Here is a 22,264-nt window from a genome sequence, read left to right as displayed (position 1 = left end):
AATAGGAAAGAGGTGCTGACATGAACGGTTTATTTCAAGCTGATTTCTGTGTGGTTTGCCATCAGGAGATTACAGTAAAAGTGAGCTGGGTACAGTTGTTTTCAAAGGAATCGAGTGCGATTTTGTGCGCTACCTGCAAGAAGAAGTTGCTCAAAATCACTGGTGAAACTTGCCGGATTTGTGGTCGTTCCTTTGAAAATGGGGAATACTCTTATCGAAAGGGAGATCTTTGTTTCGACTGCATACGGTGGGAGGAGGACCCTGAATGGGGTGGAATGCTGCAGCAAAATGTGTCGCTGTTTTTTTATAATGATTTTTTAAAAGAGACCTTGGCAACCTTTAAATTCCGAGGTGATTATGTGATTGCAAAGGCCTTTGCTGATTTTATAAAAATAAACCTAGAAAAGCTGAAGGTTGATCAATTTGTCCCAATCCCGTTAAGTGAGGAGCGTTTGTATGAGTGGGGCTTTAATCAGGCTGAAGCGCTTATTAACGAAGCAGGTTTTCGTTCAGCAAATTTATTGGCTAGAATTCATGCCGAAAAGCAATCTAAGAAATCTCGCTCCGATCGGATCCATCTGCCCCAAGTTTTCCGAATGGCTAAGGAAACAACGATTCTAGCTGGGCAAAGCGTTCTGCTTTTCGATGACATTTATACAACGGGATCAACACTCCGCCATGCAGCTATGGTACTAAAAGGAGCAGGAGCGGAAAAGGTTTGTTCACTAACCTTGGCAAGAGGATGAATCGACAGATTTAGCAAACTGCGTAATGATGAGGTGCGGGTCTTATCTTGATTTAGCAAAACTTTAACAATCAGTGCTATTTGTAGCATTTTTTTTAAAAAAGTGAACATAAATCACATTCTTGTAAGCATAAGATGGGAAAGCAGAAGCCTTAATGGGCATCGGAATGTCTGAATAAAACGGCTGGAAAAATGACACGATAAAGCAGTGTGGAAAGGAGAAATTACATAAAGCTACAGGTGTTAATTTAGTCCTAATTTGGCTGTAGTCGAGGCCCCGATATTACAAATAAATGCCCCTTGTTCAAAATTTAGACACAAATATACAGGGTTTTAGCAGGAATTCAATGGGGCAAAATAGAAATAGTAGTACATAGTCTTTATAATCATAGTACGGCAACTGGTTCGAGGGTAAACGCTAGCCTTCCATTACAGACAAGTAGTATACTCAAATCAATAGCTGTACATAAAACAAAAGGAGGAGTTCACTTATGAACTACAACATTCGTGGTGAAAACATTGAGGTAACTCCAGCGATTAGAGAGTATGTAGAAAGAAAGATTGCCAAATTGGAACGCTATTTCACAGAAACGCCTGATGCACATGTGAACGTCAATCTTAGAGTTTATAACGATAAAAAGTCTAAAGTGGAAGTTACCATCCCAATGACTCAACTAGTATTACGTGCTGAAGAAACGAATGAAGACATGTATGCCGCGATCGATTTAATTGTTGATAAGTTAGAACGCCAAATCCGCAAACATAAAACTAAAGTTAACCGAAAATTCCGTGAAAAGGGTAGTCTCACTTCTATGTTTACAGTTGTCGAGGACAGCAGTTTACCAGTTGTTGATGAAGAGCACGAGTTAGAGCTTGTTCGAACAAAACGCTTTGATTTAAAACCAATGGACAGTGAAGAAGCTATCTTACAAATGAACATGTTAGGTCACAGTTTCTATGTATTCACGAATTCTGCTAATCACAACACGAACGTCGTTTATAAACGTAAAGACGGCCGCTATGGGTTAATTGAAGCCCAATAATATACCATATATTACATGCAAAGCCCTGATGAAAATTCAGGGCTTTGTTGTGTTTTTAGAACAAGCCCCAGGGAAAATTCAATTAATCGTTTGATTAAACCTCCAATCTTCATATCCACCAAGCCTTGAACCCAATTCAATCAAATGATTGATTAACACCAGCCACCAGCGTTTCCATTTTCGAAAGACTTTCCAATTCTGATGGTTAACTTCAACAATTATCTTTATAATAAAAAAGGATACTTCTGCTCCACACACAGTTGAATATAACTTAGATAGAGCCAAGCGGTAAATCGAAGGGAAGAACATACAAATGAAGCAGGCAGATATATTTCTCGCTTTTTTCAGAGTGGGGGTTCTCGGTTATGGAGGGGGGCCGTCCTCCATACCATTAGTACATAAAGAAGTGGTCGAACGGTATAAATGGATGAATTCAGATGAGTTTAGTGATGTTCTGGCACTCGGTAATGCGCTACCAGGTCCGATTAATACAAAAATGGCTGGCTATATCGGCTATCGGGTCGGTGGTCTACCTGGAATGGTGAATGCCTTATTGGGAACCGTATTGCCAAGCGCCGTGATGATGATTTTGCTATTGACCGTGTTAAATGCCTATAAAGATAAGCCCTGGGTAAGTGGGATGTCACGAGCAGTTGTGCCGGTTGTAGGGGTTATGCTCGCCACTTTAACTTGGGGTTTTGTCAAAAAATCAACCCAATCAGATTTAGGCTGGGGCTGGACACTCCTATATATTGTCGGCAGCATTATTTTATTGCAGGTAGCAAACGTTCACCCAGCGATTGTTATTTTTGCTCTCTTAATTGGTGCTCTCTTGAAAAAGAACTCAAGTAAAGCGGACATTATGAAAAAGGAGCAAAGCTAATGATTTATTTTAAAATATTTTGGGCATTTTTTATCCCTGGAATTCTTGGTTATGGGGGAGGGCCTTCGTCTATTCCGCTCATCGAAACGGAAGTGGTTGACCGCTACCACTGGTTAACAGTCAATGAATTTAGTGAGGTGCTGGCGCTCGGAAATTCGCTACCCGGCCCGATTGCGACGAAGATGGCTGGTTACATCGGTTATGAGGTTTCGGGCGTGTTGGGGGGCATCGTTGCTGTATTTGCTATGGTGGCTCCATCGCTTATTTTAATGATTTCCCTGCTCAGCATTTTAATGAAATATAAAAACTCTCCACGGGTAAAACGAATGACGATGGTTGTACGACCTGTTATTGCGGTTTTGCTCGGGGTGATGACTTACGATTTATTATTTTCATCTTATGAAAGCGTGGGGTGGCTCCAAACGCTTGGAATAGGCGTTATTAGCTTTATTTTAATGGAAAAAGTAAAAGTTCATCCAGCTTATGTTATTGCTGGAGCGCTTGTATATGGCGGAGTATTTTTGGCATGATTTTAATATTTGGATTAGGGAATATCGCGCATGAAAAAGCAGAGTGGATTCGCGTTTGAATTCACTCTGCTTTTTGTTGTTTTATTAGATATTGTTTTCTGAGCGTTGAGTTTGTGCAGGATTATGGCAACGGCAAATAAAACCTGAAATCGGCAAATAAAATCGAAAATCGGCAAATAAAACACCGGAATCGGCTAATAAAGCCGAAATCCACGGAATAGCCCCACCAAATTTACGGATAGCCCACAAAAAAACAAATAGATTCCGCTGCCGAAAGTCTGAATCCCACCCTCGAAATCCCCAAACATCGCACTAAACATAAACGGATAGCCCCCAACCAAGGAGGCTATCCGCAAAAACTTCGTAATTTAGTTCAATTTCGACCGCAAATATGCATCAATAAACATGTTGATATCGCCATCCATGACTGCTTGCACATTTCCGCTTTCGGTGCTGGTGCGGTGATCCTTCACCATCGAATACGGATGGAAAACGTAGGAGCGGATTTGGCTCCCCCAGCCGATTTCCTTCTGCTCGCCGCGGATTTCTAATAACTGTGCTTCCTGCTCTTCAATCTTCAATTGATAGAGCTTTGCCTTTAACATCTTCATCGCTTGCTCACGGTTTTTAATCTGCGACCGCTCATTTTGGCAGGTAACTACAACTCCTGTGGGAGCATGAGTAATTCGGACCGCCGAATCGGTAGTGTTAATGTGCTGACCGCCGGCACCAGTCGCCCGGTACGTGTCGATTTTCAAATCTTCCGTCCGAATATCAACCTCGATTTCATCGTTAAACTCCGGCATCACTTCACAGGAAACGAACGAAGTATGACGTCGTCCCGATGCATCAAACGGCGAGATCCGCACTAAACGGTGGACCCCTTTTTCAGCCTTCAAATATCCGTAGGCATTGTGCCCCTTAATCGCCAGCGTAACACTCTTAATTCCTGCCTCATCACCAGGCAGATAATCGAGCGTTTCCACCTTGAAACCTTTTTTCTCCGCCCAACGAGTGTACATCCGAAGTAACATCGAACCCCAATCCTGCGATTCCGTTCCGCCAGCGCCTGGATGAAGCTCCAAAATGGCATTATTTTTATCATAAGGCTCACTTAAAAGAAGTTCGAGCTCAAACTTACTCAAGCGGTCCGTAAACTCCAACAACTCACTTTCAAGATCGCTTTGCAACTCCGCGTCTGGTTCTTCCTTTATCAACTCAAAAGTTAACTCGAGATTCTCATACGTCTCGTACAAATCATGGAACACATGAACCTGATCCTTCAACGCATTGGACTCACTAATCACCGTCTGCGCTTGCTGCTGATCATCCCAAAAATTCGGATGAAGCATCTCATCATCAAGCTGTGCTATTCGCGCCTCCTTGTTTTCTAAGTCAAAGAGACCCCCTAAAGCCCGCTAATTTCTTAGCTGTTATCTCAAGCTCATTTCTAATATCTGCTAATTCCATCCTCGTCACCCCAAATAATTGTTATATACTATTATACCGTTAAAGACTGATACAGGCAAAAGAGAGTCGACACATCGGCCGGCCCTCTTATACAATATGCAAACATTTCTCTTTTTGTAAAAATAAACCTTGTCCTGTTCTTTACGCCAGACTATCGCCTACTCAAACTTACCATGGCAGTTCTTATATTTCTTCCCGCTGCCGCAGTGGCATGGGTCGTTGCGACCAATGTCCTTTTTCTTAACAACAGGCTTTTTCTTAACCTGTTCGCCGTCTTCCTTCGGATTGACAGCGTGTCCTTGGGCAACCTCTTGACGTTCCAGGTTGTTGCGGATTTCCGCTTTCATCAGGTACATTGCTGCTTCTTCCTCAATCGATGTAATCATTGCTTCGAACATCGTAAATCCTTCTTGTTGATATTCACGAAGCGGGTCGATTTGACCATAGGCGCGTAAGTGAATTCCTTGGCGAAGTTGGTCCATCGCATCGATGTGGTCCATCCATTTGGAATCGACTGAACGAAGTAAAATAACTTTTTCAAATTCACGCATTTGTTCTTCGGAAAGCAGTTGTTCCTTTTCCGCGTAGCGCTCTAGAACTTTAGCGAATATAACATCCTTCATTTCTTCAGGCTCTTTGTCTTTAAGTTGGTCTAAAACAACATCACCTTCGCGAAGAAGATTGGCGTTCGTATAATCGATGATCCCTTGAAGATTCCAATCTTCAGGCTCTTCGTTGGCAGGAGTGTGGGCATCAATATTACGCGAAATGGAAGCCACAATCATGTTTTGAACGATATCACGAAGGTTATCAGATTCTAAGACGTCATTACGTTGCTTGTAAATAATTTCACGTTGCTGACGCAACACATCGTCATATTGTAATAGTTGTTTCCGAGCATCAAAGTTGTTTCCTTCAACACGTTTCTGTGCTGATTCAACCGCTTTTGAAACCATTTTACTTTGGATTGGCTGTGAATCATCCATGCCTAACCGTTCCATCATCGATTTCATATTGTCGGAACCGAAGCGGCGCATTAATTCATCTTCCATTGAAAGGTAGAACTGCGTAATCCCAGGATCCCCTTGACGACCAGAACGTCCACGGAGCTGGTTATCGATCCGGCGACTCTCATGGCGCTCAGTACCAACAACAGCAAGTCCGCCCAACTCAACAACACCTTCGCCAAGCTTAATGTCTGTACCACGGCCAGCCATGTTTGTGGCAATCGTTACGGCACCACGTTGACCGGCTTCAACAATGATTTCCGCTTCACGGCCATGATTTTTGGCATTCAAGACGTTGTGGCGAACGCCTTTTTTAGTTAACAGATTTGAAATAAGTTCAGAAGTTTCAATCGCCACTGTACCAACAAGCACGGGCTGCCCTTTTTGGTGACGCTCAGCAATGTCCTCAACAACAGCACGGAATTTTCCATCCATTGATGAATAAATCAAATCGGCACGGTCATCACGGACAATAGGTTGGTTCGTAGGAATGACAATAACGTACATATTATAAATATTACGGAATTCTTCTTCCTCAGTTTTCGCTGTACCTGTCATACCGGAAAGTTTTTCGTACATCCGGAAGTAGTTCTGGAAGGTAATCGTCGCTAGGGTCATGCTTTCATTTTGGATTTCAAGGCCTTCTTTTGCCTCAATCGCTTGATGGAGTCCTTCACTATAACGACGACCTTTCATCATCCGGCCAGTGAACTGGTCAACGATAATGATTTCACCCTCTTGAACCACATAATCAACATCAAGGTGCATACTGACATTTGCCCTTAGCGCCTGATTAATATGGTGGTTTAAAGTGATATGTGAATAGTCAAACAGGTTATCAATTCCAAAAGAACGTTCGGCCTTGGTAATCCCTTCTTCGGTGAGCATGACCCCTTTAGTTTTTTCATCATACGTGTAGTCTTCTTCTTTTTTCAATGTCCGCACAAACCCATTAGCCTGAATATAGAGGGCCGTTGATTTTTGAGCCGAACCGGAAATAATCAACGGTGTCCGCGCTTCATCGATTAAGATCGAGTCAACCTCATCAATGATTGCATAATTTAGCGGGCGCTGAACCATTTGTTCTTTGTAAAGAACCATGTTGTCACGCAAATAGTCAAAACCGTATTCGTTGTTCGTTCCGTAAGTAATATCAGCAGCATAGGCCTCTTGCTTTTCTTCCTTTGACATTCCGTTAAGGTTTAGGCCCACAGTTAAGCCAAGAAATTCGTAGAGACGACCCATATCTGCCGCATCACGACTGGCTAAGTATTCGTTTACGGTAACAACATGAACGCCTTTTCCGGAAAGGGCATTCAAATAAACTGGCATTGTTGCCGTTAAGGTTTTACCTTCCCCAGTTTTCATTTCAGAGATATTGCCTTCATGCAGTGCAATGCCCCCCATTAACTGAACATGATACGGATATAATCCTAAAACGCGGCGAGAGCCTTCGCGAACAACAGCAAATGCTTCAAAAAGCAGGTCGTCTAGAGTTTCACCTTGTTGATAACGCTCCTGAAACTGGGCTGTTTTTTCTCGAAGCTGATCATCTGTTAACTTTTCCATTTCGGCTGCAAAAAGTTCAATTTGATCGGCCTTTTTAGCTAGGCGTTTGATGTCGCGCTTATTTGGGTCAAATACTTTATTTAAAATACCAAGCATGCAATAACGCTCCTTTTTTGGTTTCATATTCAAGCTGTATGTGCCTCTTGGCACTTAGTTGCCAGTTAACTAATTAAATCTCTCTCACTTGAAAAAAGATTCGCTTTGTATCGGCAGAATCCTTTTTAAAAAAATCGATTAATTTCTTACTAATATTAACACTTCCGATATAGGGTGACAACTTATGCAGGAAAGCGATAGTCACAGAAAAAGAAAAGAAGTCCCTATTATTTTAAAAGTTTCGGTTTCTATTCACAATTATCATATTAGAAGTGTTTTCCCATAATTCCTGTTTTTAACAGTTTTAAAAGTGTTGAGGTTAATTATCTGAATTGATAAACTTTTCACAAAATGTCCACTATAAAACACCCATATCTTGTAAGATACTATATTTAGGAATACTAACTGTTTATTACCTTAACCAGAAATATAGACGGGGTGATTACTATGGCTTTTTGGAACAAAAATAAGAAAAAAGGACCAGATGAGATTCCCGAAGAAAAGAAACCTGGTTTGTTCCGCAGGCTTTGGCGGAAATTCAGGAGTATTGATTGGAAAAATCCAGTCAATCGTTGGAAACTATTATTTATTTCTTTATTTGGATTACTCATAATGGTTGGATTTATTGGTGGTGCAATTGCCGCTACCAACAGCCCATCTTTTTGTAAAGTTTGTCATGAAATGGCACCAGAACATGTTACGTTTGAAGCCAGTGCTCATAATCAAGCTACATGTGTGGATTGCCACATCGCACCTGGAAATGTCGAAATGGTACTACATAAGATAGGATCATTAAAAGAGGTTTATTATCATATTACCGGTGTGCCTGATCCGATTGTTCAAACAGTTGCCGTTCTGGACGAAAACTGTGAGAAATGCCATTCCAAGAACCGTTTAGTGACCGCAACTGGTGACCTGATCGTCAATCATAAAGGTCATATTAAAGAGGGAATTCCTTGTGTTGTATGTCATAGCGGTGTCGCTCACGCTAAGGTCGTTGAGCGTGGTATTAATGGTTCCTCCACTTACGATTCCTGGACCACAGCGAACGCAGACAAATTGATGAGTAAAAAATATATGAGTCCGAACATGGGATCCTGTATTGACTGCCATGACCAGGTAAACCAGGGTAAAAAACCTTGGAAGGATTATTCCTACACTGTACCTAAAAATCCTCACGAGGAAAAAGAAAGTGCATCTGGAGATGGAAAAACAGCCGAAGCGGCCGAGGTAAGTGCTGCGGAAGCTGAAAAAACAAGTCATAAAAATACGCAAGACATCATCCTTCAAGCGATTGGTAAACAAAAAGCTGACGTAAAGATTTCAATGGAATGCTTCACCTGCCACCAAGAAATCAACACTCCTAAAAACCATGATAGTGGAGATTGGAATCAAAATCATGGCGGTTTCGCTTACCAACAACTCAATAAATGTATCAACTGTCACCAAGATGCAAAATGGATCAAGAGGTTTGAAAAAGAGGACATCAACCAAATTCTAAAAACTGGCCATGATGCAGAGAAATACACTCCAAACATGGTACTAGTTAAAGACCAATCACGTCAAAACAGTTTTTGCAGCACCTGTCACGCGAACCGTCCAGCCGGACACGTTGACAGTGACACTTGGTTAACAGCTCATGCACCAAAAGCAAAAACAAACGAAGAAAAAGCCAGCTGTTATGTCTGTCACGACAAAGAGAAGCCGTTAACAACTGACACTTCCACTAAAGCCCCGACAGATGTGTATTGTCAATTCTGTCATAGGACCGGGTTTAAGAGTGAAAAGCTTTAGATTATATTGAAATATCTATTATATTGAATAAAATGTCCACTTCAAGGAGACGCACTAGTTAAACGTGTCTCCTTTTTCGTCTTTTTTGTGAATGCAATTCAAGCTACATGTACGATAACAATAGGTAAGATAAACATTTTTCTCATATTATTAAAATGAAAAATATTATATAATTTTTAAAAATATGTCTTTCTGGAAAAGACCACATTTGGTAAGATACTATCTGTACAAGGGGGGATTGCTATGGCTTTTTGGAAAAAGAAATATAATTTCGAGCCAGAACAGAATCCCGAGGGGGAGAATCCTGGTGGAACTGGAAAGAAAGACGGAAACAATAATATGAGAGAAACGAAGAAAAGTTTACACCGTTGGAAGCTACTTGTTGTTTCATTAACAGGATTTATCGCTTTTCTCGGTTTAATATATGGAGTCATTACCTTTACCTCCACTCCGACATTCTGTGCTACTTGTCATGAAATGGCCCCTGAACATGTGACCTTCCAAAAGAGTGCTCACAATCAAATCAAATGTACGCAGTGTCATATCAAACCTGGAATAGGAAATTTACTAATACATAAAGTGGAATCTTTAAAAGAAGTGTATTCTCATATTGTTGGACCACCTGATCCAATTGTGCAAACGGTTGCAGTTTTGGAAGAAAACTGCAAAAAGTGTCACACGAAAAATCGATTAATCTCAGCAACCGGAGATTTAATTGTCAATCACAAAGGACATATCGAAGAAGGGATTCCTTGCATTACCTGCCACAGCGGGGTCGTCCATGCAAAAGTGGTCGAACGTGGTATTAACGACTCCTCCACCTACGATGCTTGGACAATGAAAAACTCCGACAAGCTAATGGGGGAACAATACGAGAAACCCAACATGGGAACATGCATTGACTGTCACGACCAAGTTAACGAAGGCAAACAGCCGTGGAAGGATATTTCCTATAGCTTGCCGGAAAAAGTTCAAGAGAAGAAAACTAAAGAAGTAGGGGTGGGATTTAAGGCAACAGCAGAAATGGAAGCTGGGGTGCTTGAAAGAGACATTCCTGAAAATACCCAGAAGATCATCCTTCAAGCCATTGGCCAACAAAAAGATAACGTCAAAATTTCTATGGAATGCTTTACTTGCCATCAAAAGATCAACACACCTAAAAATCACGATCTAGAAGCATGGGATCAACGCCATGGGGACTTAGCATTAAAAGGCCTGGATAGATGCCTAAAATGTCATCAAGATTCAAAATGGATCAAGAGGGTAGAAAAACAAGACATAAAAACATTACTAAAAGTAAGTAAAGAAAAAGTTGTTTACAAACAAGACCTTAGCACGGTAACGGCAATATCTCGGACCAACCATTTCTGCAGAACTTGTCACATTAACAGACCAGATGATCACCTAGACCGTTACACATGGTTAACGGATACACACCGTAATGATTCAGGAACAAAGGAACAAAGACAAAACTGCTATGTATGTCACGACCTAAAAAAGCCTGATGAAAAAACCAAGGACGTCAGCGCTCCTTCTGATGTTTATTGTGAATTTTGCCACAAAAATGGGTTCGTGGATGAGCCACTTTAGATTTTCGAAAAATGGACACATAATAACAAAAATGAGTAAGGAACCCTAACAACCTATGTGAGATTTGTCACAGGAATAAGGACGGAAGTTCAAAACCTTACAGATGATTTCATTAAAATTCTGCTAGAATTTGCCCTTCTAATTTATATACCATCTGAAATAATAAATTAAGCAGGTTCTTAATGTACTAGATTAGTATGTGATGAACTTGCTTATTTGTTATTTTTAAATAAAATTTCCTCTTTAGGTTAATAATGGTATGGGTGTACTGTGCACCCCATACTTCCAAAGATTATAATTCTGAATTTACGCAATCATACCAATATGAAACTGTTCACATAGAGGAGACAGAATTGTTTTCATTCTGTCACTTTTATGTGGTTTATGTGAGTATTTTTGGAGTATCTTTTTGATAGTGACATAATTTCATTAAGAATATTTTCACTATAATCGCGTTGTAAATTTCGTGTCATGATGGGGGTCCTACTTCATTAACACTTCATGAAACTTGTAATATCCATGTATTTTTTACCAAAAGGTCGGTGTAAACCTGAATTAACTGCTATGGGACATTTTTTCACAAATTGTCCATTTGGAAAAATCCCTTTCTTATAAGATACTAACCTTAGAGAGGTTATAAACTTATAAAATTAACTAGAGAGAAATAACAGAAAGGGTGAACATCTTGGCCTTTTGGAGGAAACAGACAGAACCAAAAGAGAGCAGACACGAAGAGAAAAAGATGGGTCTGATCAGAAGACTTTGGCGGAAGTTCCGAAATATAGATTGGAAAAACCCGGTAAACCGCTGGAAGCTATTATTTGTTTCATTATTTAGCTTTATTGCTCTGCTTGGAGTTATGTACGGTGCAATCGCCGCGACTTCTACACCATCGTTTTGTAAAGTGTGTCACGAAATGGCACCGGAGCACACGACGTTCGAAGCAAGCGCTCACAATCAGATTACTTGCGTACAATGTCACGTTAAGCCAGGTGCTGTTAATGAAATAGTTCATAAAGTTGAATCGTTGAAAGAAGTATATTATCACATCACAGGCGCACCAAATCCAATCGCACAAACTGTTGCAGTATTAAACGAAAATTGCCAACAGTGTCACTCGCAAAACCGCCTAGTTACAGCAACAGGGGACTTAAAGGTAAACCACAAAGGACATATTAAGGAAGGCATTCCTTGTGTTACTTGTCATAGTGGAGTAGTTCACGCAAAAGTCGTTGAACGTGGACTTAACACCCAAGAGAATTTAGACTTATGGACTCCGGAAAACGCCAAGAAATTAATGGGCGAAGCCAATATGAAACCAAACATGGGAACATGTATTGACTGTCATGATCAAGTAAACCAAGGCAAAAAGCCATGGAAAGATATTTCTTACAGCTTGCCTGAAAGCGAACACAATAAGAAAAATGAAGAAACTAGTGCAGATAAAAAAACTAGTAATGAAGCCGAGGCGGCTGTAGTAACTGCAACGGATGCAGAAAAAGCTAGCCATGAAAAGACACAAGATATCATCTTACAAGCTATTGGAAAACAACAAACAGATGTAAAACTTTCTATGGAATGTAAGACATGTCATTTAGAAGTTAATATTCCTAAAAGTCACCAAAATGACATTTGGAATCAAAATCACGGAGACAAAGCTTTAAATGGTCTCGATAAATGTATTAAATGTCATCAAGATTCTAAATGGATTAAAGTGATGGCAAAACAAGATATTCAGCAGTTGCTAAGAGATAGCACTGATAAAGAAAAATACACTCAAAACATCACCATTGTAAAAACACAGTCACGCCAAAACCAATTCTGTAGCGCATGTCACGCCAACCGTCCTCCAGGACACGTAGATAGCGATCAATGGTTAACGGCTCATGCTTCACATGCACAAACAAACGAAGCTAAATCAAACTGCTATGTCTGTCACGATAAAGAAAAGCCAAACGAACTATCAACTGATGTCAAAGCACCAACTGATGTTTATTGTCAATTCTGTCACCGAACTGGATTTAAGAGTGAAAAGCTTTAAAGATTAACAGTCAAAAAAGGAGGGCACAAAATGGATTCACAACAGATTGAACAGCCCACCCCTCCCAAAAGTCAAATTAAATACAAATTTTTTAAAATAATGACGCTTACCTTGTTTTTCATCACAGTCTTTATCGCGCTCGGGTACGTAGGAGTAGAAACCTCTTCAAGTTCGAAGTTCTGCTCCTCGTGCCATGAGATGAAGCCAGAGTATTACACGTGGAAAGCTTCTACTCATAGTGAAGTAGATTGTGTAAATTGCCATATTAGTCCTGGGGCAAAAAACTACTCAAAAGCAAAGGCAAATGGATTGTTGCAGGTATTCAAAAAAGAGACCAACACTTACACTGCACCAATCCAAATGCCAAAGGATATTCCAAACTCAGCTTGTGAAAAATGTCATGATATGAAAACAAGACAAACGACTCCATCGGGAGATTTGATTATCCCCCATGACAAGCATATTGATAAGGACATTGCATGTATCCAGTGTCACAGCGGTGTGGCACACGGGAAAATCTCCGAACGCAAAGTAACTTTTAAAACAGATTATGAAAAGTGGGACACATCCCTTGGGCAGTCAATGATGAGTGATATTAAATTCACAAGTCCTAAAATGGAAAAATGTATGGATTGTCATGAAGCTCGTGATGTATCTACAGCTTGTAAAACTTGTCATACGACGGGAATGGTGCCGAAATCGCACAAAAAGGCTACTTTTAAAACCGAAACACACGGACAATCAGCTAGAAAAGATGTAGAAAAGTGTCATAGCTGTCATCAATACATGTCCGATCAAGAGATCAAAGACATGAAGGAAATCCCAGCATCACAGCAATTTTTAAGTAACGGTACGGTGCAAGAAAAATCGATAACGGCACAGTTATATGCAAAGGAAAACACATTTTGTAAGAAGTGTCATTCGATAAGACCACCAAGCCATATTAAAGGGTTTATAAGTATGCATGGTCCACTCGCAAAGAAAGATAAAGAGAAATGTTTGACTTGCCATGATTATCAAAACACAGGTCAAAAATATATTTCAAAGATTAATTGTAGCAGCTGTCACCCAGCTTCACATGAAGGGAACACTTGGAGGTTAACACATCCAATCGAGTTGCCTGTTAATCAAAAAGTAAATCAAACTTGTTATACATGCCATTTCCAAAAAAATTGTTCTTCATGCCATAAGGAATAATAGATTTATAAGTATATTAGGAGGGTTCAAATGCAAAGCAAAGTTAAATCAAACGCCGAGGAACCTACCAATGGATCCGATACATCTAAACCAAAGAAAAACGACCGATTCACATGGTGGCAATCTCTGCTTATTTTAGTGTTAACACTAGGTATTTGTTTAACTGCCGGGTATTACATCAGTGACAAATATTTTTGGAAAGATACAGATTCGATGCAAATTGCTGAAAGAATAAAATATTATAAGGACCAGGTTGATCAAAAACCAAATGATCCAAAAAACAGAGTTCAATTAGGATATTCCTACTTCCTAAAGGGCGATAACGACGAAGCAATCAAGCAATATGAAGTAGCAAAGGATCTTGATAAAAACTACTTTGACGCCTATCTTAATTTAAGTATTGTATATGATAAAGAAAATCAAACAGATAATGCATTAGAGATGGCTTCAAAGGCAGTAAAAATCTCACCGAAAGATTATAAAGGATATGTCCTACAGGGTAGAAGCTATCGAAAGCTAAAAATGTATGATAAAGCAAATGCTTCCTTAGAAGAAGCAAGTAAACTTATGCCAGCTAATACAGATATAATATACGAAATAGGACATGTTGCTGAGGCTCAAGGAAATAAAAAAGATGCAGAAAAAATATATAAAGAAGCTTTAAGCTACGACCCTCTGTATAAACCAGCACTTAAGGGCCTAGAACGGTTAACAGCCAAGAAATAGAACAAGAAAGAAAAGGAGTTGAAACCCTTGAAGAAAAAAACTGTCTATAAATGGATGGGTGTTATCGTAGCTTTAGCGATAGTCTTCTTTGCAGTTATCTATTTTTTAAATCTACAAAATGACCTAAATAAGGTTAAAAAAGTTGTTGATCGTAATGGACCTCCTTCATTCAGTCGGTTCATTCAAGGGGATTTTGATAATCCTCTAGACAAAGCAATGGATGTTGCAAAAATTGGAGAATTTATTTATGTTACTGATACAAACCACAAACAAGTACAAGTTTTCGATTCTTCTGGATCCCCAATTTTTAAATTCGGAAAAGAGGGAGAAGGAAAAGGCGAATTTAAATTCCCATATGGTATAACTGGAGATAAAAAAGGGAATGTTTATGTCGCTGATATGTATAATGGGAAAATCTCCATTTTTACACAAAAAGGGAAATTCATTAAGTACTTTGAAGAAAAAGATTCTACTAAAGTAATTACGACACCTGCGGGACTAAGAATTTATGATGAAAAACTATATTTTACTGACATTCAGCAATCTAAAGCTTATGTTTTTAAACTAAATGGTGAAAAGTTACTAGAGATATCTACTGGTGCAACCCAGAAGGAACGATTAAATGCGCCAAATGCTGTGACAGTTGATGATAATAAAAATATTTATGTATCCGATTCTGGTAATCAACAAATTCTTGTATATGACAAAAAAGGGAAATACCTACGTAAAGTGAATGGCTCTGCTGGAGGAAAAGGGAATTCTATCTTTGTTAACCCGAGGGGGATAGGTGTTACTGGGGATGGAAAACTTTATGTTGTTGATAATATGAGTCATTACGTCTATGGTTTTGATGAAAAAGGCAAAAAGTTATTTCAGTTCGGTGGTATGGGAGATGGGAATGAACAATTCTATCTACCAAATGGACTCTTCATTGATGACAAAGAGCAATTTTATATAACTGATACATTTAATCAGAGAGTCGCAGTTTACTATTAAGGTAATATTTTCCTTTGAGGAGGTGATGCCCAAAAGTAGCATAATATAGCCTTTTCATATGTAAAGAGAGAGAGAAAAACAGGGAGGTTTTTAGAAATGAGAAAGTTAAAAGCGAGTTTCTCACTAATCATTATGATTCTATTAGTGGGAATGTTTAGTGCAGTTGCTTTTGCTGCAGAAGGTCCTGGAGACCTAACAGTGAAACAAAATGCAGACAACACCCTTACATTAAACTGGAGTCCAATTGCAGCACCAAGCAACAATGCTTATTCATCTATCACGTATGATCTTACAATTACTGAGTACGGCGGTGCTGTAGTAGATACGCAAACAGCCTTAGCTGCAGCTACCCACACAACTGCTGTGTTAGACGCTGGAAAGAAATACACTTTAACTCTTACAGAAAATGCAACAGATTCTAAAAGTGTAGCTGTTACTGGAACAACTGAGATTGATTACAGTATGGCTGATTACAACTCAACTTTAGCAACTGGCGACGATGAAGATAATAATTTTTCAAACGCCAACCATACTGGTGCAAATGCAAATTTAAATACTGGTGCTATATCAGAATATAATGGTGTTAACAAAGCCCTTACAGGCCACCAAGTTCACGGTTCATACAAAAACAACACTAACTCTTGTGCAAGCTGTCACCAAACACATACAGGTAATGACACAATGTTATTGTTTAAAAATGGAACATACAGCACATGTTCTTCTTGTCATGACGGTACATTAGGAATTTACAACGTATTTGAAGCATCAAACGCAGGTACTTTCGGTGGTTCACATGACGGTAACATGTCCGTTCACTTATCAGATGGAGCAGTTGCTATCAAAGCTGCACCAGGAGGAAATTCTGCTGCAGCTACTGGCGCTTGGACTGGTGAATTCACTTGTGCAAGTTGCCATTCACCCCATGGATCTGATAATGTTCGTTTACTATCCAATAACCCTGGTGGTGTAGTAACTTCTAACGTAGCAGATATCGTAGATGCAATACCAGGAACAATCGATGCTGCTTCTCCTGCCTATCTTTGGGTTAAAGAAGCTGTTGTTGATGCTTCAAAATACCCTGGGTTAGTTGTAGGACAAAAAGTTGTTCAGCTTTATAAAAAGGTAGGAACTGATCCTACTTACTCTTATGATCCTTACTACAGCTGGGCAACAAAAGATCCTGTAATTTTTGGTAACTGGTTTACAAATAATACTGGATCATTGATTAGAGGAGGCGCAGACCTTGCATATTATTCCTCTTCAACTAACGTGTTCGCATATGTTGGTTCAGAGGGAAGTGCAGCCAAAGTATATGATACTAAACTTACAGGTGGAGGAATAGGTGAATTCACTTATGGTTTATCTGTATCAGCGCGTTTGGTTTCTCAAATAGCTCCAAATGGTGTAAACTATACAACAGTTGACAATAGAGCAGCTATTGATAAGGATTATGTTAATTATGTTATAGGAAATGGAACAAAAATGAGTACTTGGTGTACTTCATGCCATTCAGATTATCTGTCTACTACTCATAGTAATGAAACTGGCGTTTACACTACAGCATATCGCCACAAAACTAAATCAGATGACCTTTCTTGCATACGTTGTCACTTTGCTCATGGAACAGAAGCAAAAGTTATGAAAGACTCTTTAGATAGAGGAATGTCAGACTTAACAGCAGTTGGTGGTTTATACGATGGAGATGCTGTTAATGCTGAAGCTTACTTATTAGATACTAACCCATCTTCAGCATTAAAACGTTATACTGGTATGGCTGTATGTTTCGGTTGCCATGATACATCAATTGCAAACGATACAACAACATTAGGTAACCTTGGTATCGGAAAACCAGGAATTCAATCACCAGGAGTAAAAAATTAACCTAAAAGATAGCGCCACTATCTGTTAGGCTAACAAAAAGATTTAAAAAAAGTATTTAACAAGGTAGCAATAGAAATATTGTTACCTTGTTTTTTATTATCTCATAATTGTAACCATTTGTTCAAAATATATATATATATTGGACAAATATTTTTACGTTTTCTATTGTTATAATTGATATGCGATTAAAACTATAAATATATAGTTAATGTTAATTTTTTCAAAAAGAAAAGGATGACGATTATGAAAAAAACGAACTTTTCACTTAAGTTGATACTAATCTTTTTTATATGGATCGTTTTTTCGATATCTTTCCTTTTACCTCTTCCGTCTGATTTTGAGAAAGCAGCTGACGAACCATCTCCAGTCACAATTATAAGCCCTACGGACAATTCTCATTTTAATAACAAGACAGTTGAATTTAGCGGGACTCTTGCATATGGGAGTACCCCCCTCAATGAATATACTTTAGTGGTAAAAGATTACAATAAAACAACAGGAATATTAATTGAAGAAACTGATATTACCGCAAATATTGTAGATAACGCAGGTGTTGGTCAATGGACTTTTTCAAAAGATTTTACTGATGGTTTGCATGAGCTTTCTTTTGAAGCCAATGATCTAACTAATACTTATCAGCCAGTAAAAATTACTAGCTTAGTTGATACCACTAGACCTTTTGTTAAGGAAACTAAATTAGTCTCCATAGATCGTGGGGACGGTACTCCCTGGAATACAGATATTGATAATATGACACATGTCCCTTTAAACGCCCAAATAAAAATAACGATTAATGAAAGTAATGGCTTAAACGTAAATTCAAGCTCAATTGACGTTACACCAGTAGGAGGTGCACCCATTTCAGGGACAAACTCAACTCCTGAAAGAGACGAGTTTGGCAATTATGTATTTACTTTTACGCCTACATCATCGTTAGAACGCCAGAAAACCTATAACGTTAGCGTAAAAGAAACTATTTTAGATGATAGTGGAAATATTGTTTACCCCAAATTTTATAAGTTTACTACAATTAGCGAAGAAGGTACAGAAGATCCACATGGTAACTACATGGCAAACACCAACGTGTGTTCGAACTGTCACGGTGCTCATGTTGCAGGAACTTCCAATTTGGAAAATAGTAAATATCAAACAAATCCTTTTCCACCTGTTGAGAATTATTGCATGGCATGCCATGACGGGACTGGCGGAGCTCCAATGCCAAATAAATACAATCAAAACAATAATCATAATCACTTTGAAAGCACTGGTTCATGTAGCAGTTGCCATGACCCTCATAATTCGTGGAGTGAAGGAAATCCCAACAAATTTCGAGATCATTATGTGTTTGATCATGTAGGAACAACGATGGATCCTCCTCGAATTGTTGATAGTGATTATGAAGATTGTGAAAACTGTCATGATACAGAATTAGATACTGTATTATCTATTTCACATTACCGTGTTTATTCGTATAATAATGCTAATAGTGCAACTGGAGTCATTGACGATTACTCTTTATGTTTCCGCTGCCATGATGGCACAAAAAAATGGACAGATAGTAATCAGGTGGAGCAAACAATAAGTAACATTAAGCAATACTTTGATGATACTGGTGAATCAGATACAACTAAAGGTAGTCAATCTTTGCATCGTATCTCCGCGAATGATGGTAGTAATTTAACTGCTAACTCGGGATCAAACGATGGTCACATCCCTTGTGCAGAATGCCATGACACCCATGGTTCTAGTAATATTAAAATCCTTAAAGAACAATTGGGTCAAGAAGACAGGCAGTCATTCACGGCCACAACCGGTGATTGGGATGCAGCAAAAGAAAAGTCCTTCTGTACTAAGTGCCATAATGGAACAACTACGATAAGTGGAGTGAGTACCAAAAAGTTTGATGCAAATGATATAAACCACAATGGTACAACCGAAACCTGTTCATATTGTCATGGCGGAACTTCTCGATCATTGGTAGAAGCTGCCCACGCACCAAAAACAGGTACACCTTAAAAACAAAACCCGAGAGGCCCCACCTCTCGGGTTTTGTTTTACTTACTTATTTTCCAACTAAAGAATTCTTTCAATTTTCCAATCCGGCCTTTCCCTATCCCGAAACCACTTGTGTCTAAACTGTCGATTATCATTCACTATTTGTCTATTCATTCCGCCCACTATTGCTACTATAATAACTATGGATACATTGCGAAATTCTGTGTTGCGTTTAAATACTTTATTATTTACTCACGATACAAAACTGGACCATTATCCATGAATTGATTTCACATTAAGAAGAAACAATCTTAAACCTTAACAATACTAACTATTCAATAGTATAAGGAATAGTAGAAAGGACGGACCGATTATGTTGAAGAAAAAAAAACCCTACTTGGGTCTGTATATCATTATTCAATTTCTGGTTAGTTCTTTCCATCCTGCCACTACCTTTGCGGCAGTTCCTACTGTACACATTGATAGTAATCCGGTTCTAGGTCGGCCTGTCACGGTATTCGGTACGATAGAGGCTCCAATTATTGGGATTCTTGAAAGAGTTGAAATGATAATAAAAGATGAAAGTGGTAATACTGTTACATCTTTTAACCAAGTTGGTGAAAACTGGTCTTATACATTTGACCCGGATTTAAGTGATGGAAGTTATAGATATACAATAGTAACGACTGATTATTTCCTAGATTTACCCCCATCTACGTCCGAAACTGAATTAAACTTTACTGTAGATTCGACGCCACCAACTATAACGAATAATAGTCCTTCTTTTCTAAATAATAAGGGGTCTATTACTGGGATAGCATATGATGGGCTGTTACCAGGTACTCAACCGACAATGGAATTAGCATTATTTGATGCTAATTTAAATCGTATATACAGTGCAGTAATGCCAGATCCGTCATTAATAGCCGAGAAATGGAATTGGTCCTTTTCATTACCTGAGGGATTAGCAGATGGGGATTATACGTACAAAATTAAGGCTACTGACTTAAACAGTAATAGTAACACTCAAGCCTATTCCTTTACTTTGGACAATAATCGACCAAAAGTATCTTCTGTCAAACTTAATCTTTCAGATACCGTCGCATCAGTAGATCAAACTGAAATAGATTTACTTACCAACGAGGATATGAATAATATTAAAAAAAATACAAGTATTACTGTCTCGTTAACCGATGATATACTGATCAAAGCTGATACAGTCAAGAATCCAATTCTTGTTTTTAACAGTAAAGGTGAAAATATACCAGGGGGTTTTACATCCACTGAAAAATCTGATCAAAATGTAGAAGTTGTATTTACACCTACATCGCTGTTATCAGCTAGCACAACTTATTATATTTTAATTAATCCAGCTTTCATTGATAAAAATCAGGGTGAACCAACTTTTTCTACTGATGCTGCTGGTAATCCTGTTTTTCCATTAATTAAAAAGTTTACAACTGAAAGAGAAAGCAATCCGGCAAATATACCAACAGATAAAACTCAATATCATAATTTGAATGACCCTCATGGAAACTATACAACGAACACCAATACATGTGCGAATTGTCATAGGACTCATGATTCTAAAGGTGGGTCTAAACTAGAACAGCCTAGTTTTGAATATTCGACTTATAACTATTGTATGGCCTGTCATGATGGAACCGTTGCAGCAACACCAGAAAATATGCATCAAAACAATCACTTTCCAGCATATGAAAACACATCAGTGAAGAAAACAGCCACGGATTGTTCTGTATGCCATAATCCACATTTGACTTGGAGCGAGGAGAACCCAAATTTATTAGATGATCATTTTGTCGTAGAAAATCATCCTGCTGTTGATGGAGTCGCGGCTGACATGTTTGACAGTGATAAACTGCTTTGTGAAACATGCCATAGTAGTGATTCTCGAAGGGTGAGAGGCTATGTACCCAAATCTGAAAATGACCCTATTGTAGTCCGATATAAAATTCTTCATTATCGAAAATCAACAGCTACCGGGATTGGTGATGATTATGCACTATGTTTAAGATGTCATGATGGAAGTAAAGCAAATGTCACCAATATTAATGATTTTTATAAGGACAGCAATTCAAAACACAGGATTGCGGCAGCAGATGGTAGTGCTTTAAACGTAAGTACATCTGAAAGTGGTCATATCCCTTGTGCTGAATGCCATGGGACTCATGGATCGAAAAATATTAAAATATTAAATGATAAGCTGGGGCATGAAGACAGGAGAGCGTTTACAGCTTCAACCGGTGAATGGGATGCCACCAAAGAGAGAGACCTCTGTATTAAGTGCCATAATGGATCGACCGCGTTATATGGAGTAACCGGTAAAGCGCTTGACCAAAGCATAACCGGGCACGAAGCTGAGAATCTTAATGCATGCTCATCCTGCCATGGTACAGGGACTACGCCAGAAGAAAAAGCTTTAAGTGCTGCACACGCACCAAAAACAGGTACTCCATGATCAAATATAACCCCAATAGGCCACGCCTCTCGGGGTTTATTTATTTTCCAATATTTTAACCTCTAACCCACTATAACCCTTTTAACCTCATTCCCAACATTACTATTGACTTCTCCCCCATTTCCCTTTATATTTATAATAATTTCATATTCCTTTTAAAGGGGAGTAGCTGTACAATAAAGTCGTCATTACGGGAACTTGTTTCTCCGGCTTTATTGGCAA

At 38.9% G+C, this 22,264-nt stretch carries 15 protein-coding genes; 13 read left to right on the top strand and 2 right to left on the bottom strand.

Annotated features, from left to right (window positions below):
- Positions 1–20: 20 nt before the first annotated feature.
- The 4 genes from B1NLA3E_RS20530 to B1NLA3E_RS20515 all read left to right on the top strand — a co-directional run bounded on the left by B1NLA3E_RS20530 (position 21) and on the right by B1NLA3E_RS20515 (position 3,201).
- Entirely contained in the window at positions 21–746 is a 726-nt protein-coding gene (locus tag B1NLA3E_RS20530; RefSeq protein ID WP_015595738.1) for a ComF family protein, read from the top strand.
- A 490-nt stretch (positions 747–1,236) separates the two neighbouring features.
- The gene (hpf, locus tag B1NLA3E_RS20525; RefSeq protein ID WP_015595737.1) at positions 1,237–1,788 is read left to right on the top strand and encodes a ribosome hibernation-promoting factor, HPF/YfiA family; all 552 of its coding nucleotides are present in this window, start codon (positions 1,237–1,239) and stop codon (positions 1,786–1,788) included.
- Between the two features lie 313 nt (positions 1,789–2,101).
- Positions 2,102–2,671 carry a chromate transporter gene (locus tag B1NLA3E_RS20520; protein WP_015595736.1) on the top strand — a complete coding sequence of 190 codons (570 nt, stop codon included), beginning with the start codon at positions 2,102–2,104 and terminating at the stop codon, positions 2,669–2,671.
- Positions 2,671–3,201, top strand: coding sequence for a chromate transporter (locus B1NLA3E_RS20515; protein WP_015595735.1), 531 nt, complete (start codon positions 2,671–2,673; stop codon positions 3,199–3,201). The genes B1NLA3E_RS20520 and B1NLA3E_RS20515 overlap by 1 nt, the downstream gene beginning before the upstream one ends.
- 368 nt (positions 3,202–3,569) lie before the next feature.
- Here the strand turns inward: B1NLA3E_RS20515 and prfB are convergent.
- A protein-coding gene (prfB, locus tag B1NLA3E_RS20510) for a peptide chain release factor 2 (RefSeq protein WP_144061517.1) occupies positions 3,570–4,671 on the bottom strand; the annotation gives its coding sequence in 2 pieces (ribosomal slippage) (positions 3,570–4,598 and positions 4,600–4,671; 1,101 coding nt in all).
- A 158-nt stretch (positions 4,672–4,829) separates the two neighbouring features.
- Positions 4,830–7,343: a preprotein translocase subunit SecA gene (gene secA, locus B1NLA3E_RS20505; protein WP_015595733.1), complete on the bottom strand. Its 2,514-nt coding sequence runs from the start codon at positions 7,341–7,343 to the stop codon at positions 4,830–4,832.
- Positions 7,344–7,790: 447 nt separating this feature from the next.
- Between secA and B1NLA3E_RS20500 the strand changes: the two genes are divergently transcribed.
- From B1NLA3E_RS20500 to B1NLA3E_RS20460, 9 genes are all read left to right on the top strand, one after another.
- Positions 7,791–9,137 (top strand): cytochrome c3 family protein, encoded by a 1,347-nt coding sequence (locus B1NLA3E_RS20500; protein WP_015595732.1) that lies wholly within the window; start codon positions 7,791–7,793, stop codon positions 9,135–9,137.
- Between the two features lie 243 nt (positions 9,138–9,380).
- Complete coding sequence (locus tag B1NLA3E_RS20495) at positions 9,381–10,727, top strand: cytochrome c3 family protein (RefSeq protein WP_015595731.1); 1,347 nt, start codon at positions 9,381–9,383, stop codon at positions 10,725–10,727.
- Between the two features lie 676 nt (positions 10,728–11,403).
- Positions 11,404–12,768 (top strand): cytochrome c3 family protein, encoded by a 1,365-nt coding sequence (locus tag B1NLA3E_RS20490; protein WP_015595730.1) that lies wholly within the window; start codon positions 11,404–11,406, stop codon positions 12,766–12,768.
- A gap of 30 nt (positions 12,769–12,798) precedes the next feature.
- Positions 12,799–13,965, top strand: a complete 1,167-nt coding sequence (locus B1NLA3E_RS20485) for a NapC/NirT family cytochrome c (protein ID WP_015595729.1) — start codon at positions 12,799–12,801, stop codon at positions 13,963–13,965.
- A gap of 30 nt (positions 13,966–13,995) precedes the next feature.
- Positions 13,996–14,691 carry a tetratricopeptide repeat protein gene (locus B1NLA3E_RS20480; RefSeq protein ID WP_015595728.1) on the top strand — a complete coding sequence of 232 codons (696 nt, stop codon included), beginning with the start codon at positions 13,996–13,998 and terminating at the stop codon, positions 14,689–14,691.
- Positions 14,692–14,718: 27 nt separating this feature from the next.
- Positions 14,719–15,687, top strand: coding sequence for a 6-bladed beta-propeller (locus B1NLA3E_RS20475; protein WP_015595727.1), 969 nt, complete (start codon positions 14,719–14,721; stop codon positions 15,685–15,687).
- A 96-nt stretch (positions 15,688–15,783) separates the two neighbouring features.
- A complete protein-coding gene (locus B1NLA3E_RS20470; protein ID WP_015595726.1) occupies positions 15,784–17,568 on the top strand; it encodes a cytochrome c3 family protein in 1,785 nt (594 codons plus the stop codon).
- A 243-nt stretch (positions 17,569–17,811) separates the two neighbouring features.
- Positions 17,812–19,584 carry an Ig-like domain-containing protein gene (locus B1NLA3E_RS20465; RefSeq protein WP_015595725.1) on the top strand — a complete coding sequence of 591 codons (1,773 nt, stop codon included), beginning with the start codon at positions 17,812–17,814 and terminating at the stop codon, positions 19,582–19,584.
- 352 nt (positions 19,585–19,936) lie between these two features.
- Complete coding sequence (locus tag B1NLA3E_RS20460; RefSeq protein ID WP_015595724.1) at positions 19,937–22,042, top strand: Ig-like domain-containing protein; 2,106 nt, start codon at positions 19,937–19,939, stop codon at positions 22,040–22,042.
- Positions 22,043–22,264: the final 222 nt, after the last annotated feature.

Origin of the sequence: Bacillus sp. 1NLA3E (genome assembly GCF_000242895.2) — a bacterium.
GTDB lineage: Bacteria > Bacillota > Bacilli > Bacillales > Cytobacillaceae > Bacillus_BU.
The sequence above is the reverse complement of the archived record's forward strand: the minus strand, read 5'-3'. Positions and strand labels throughout refer to the sequence as shown.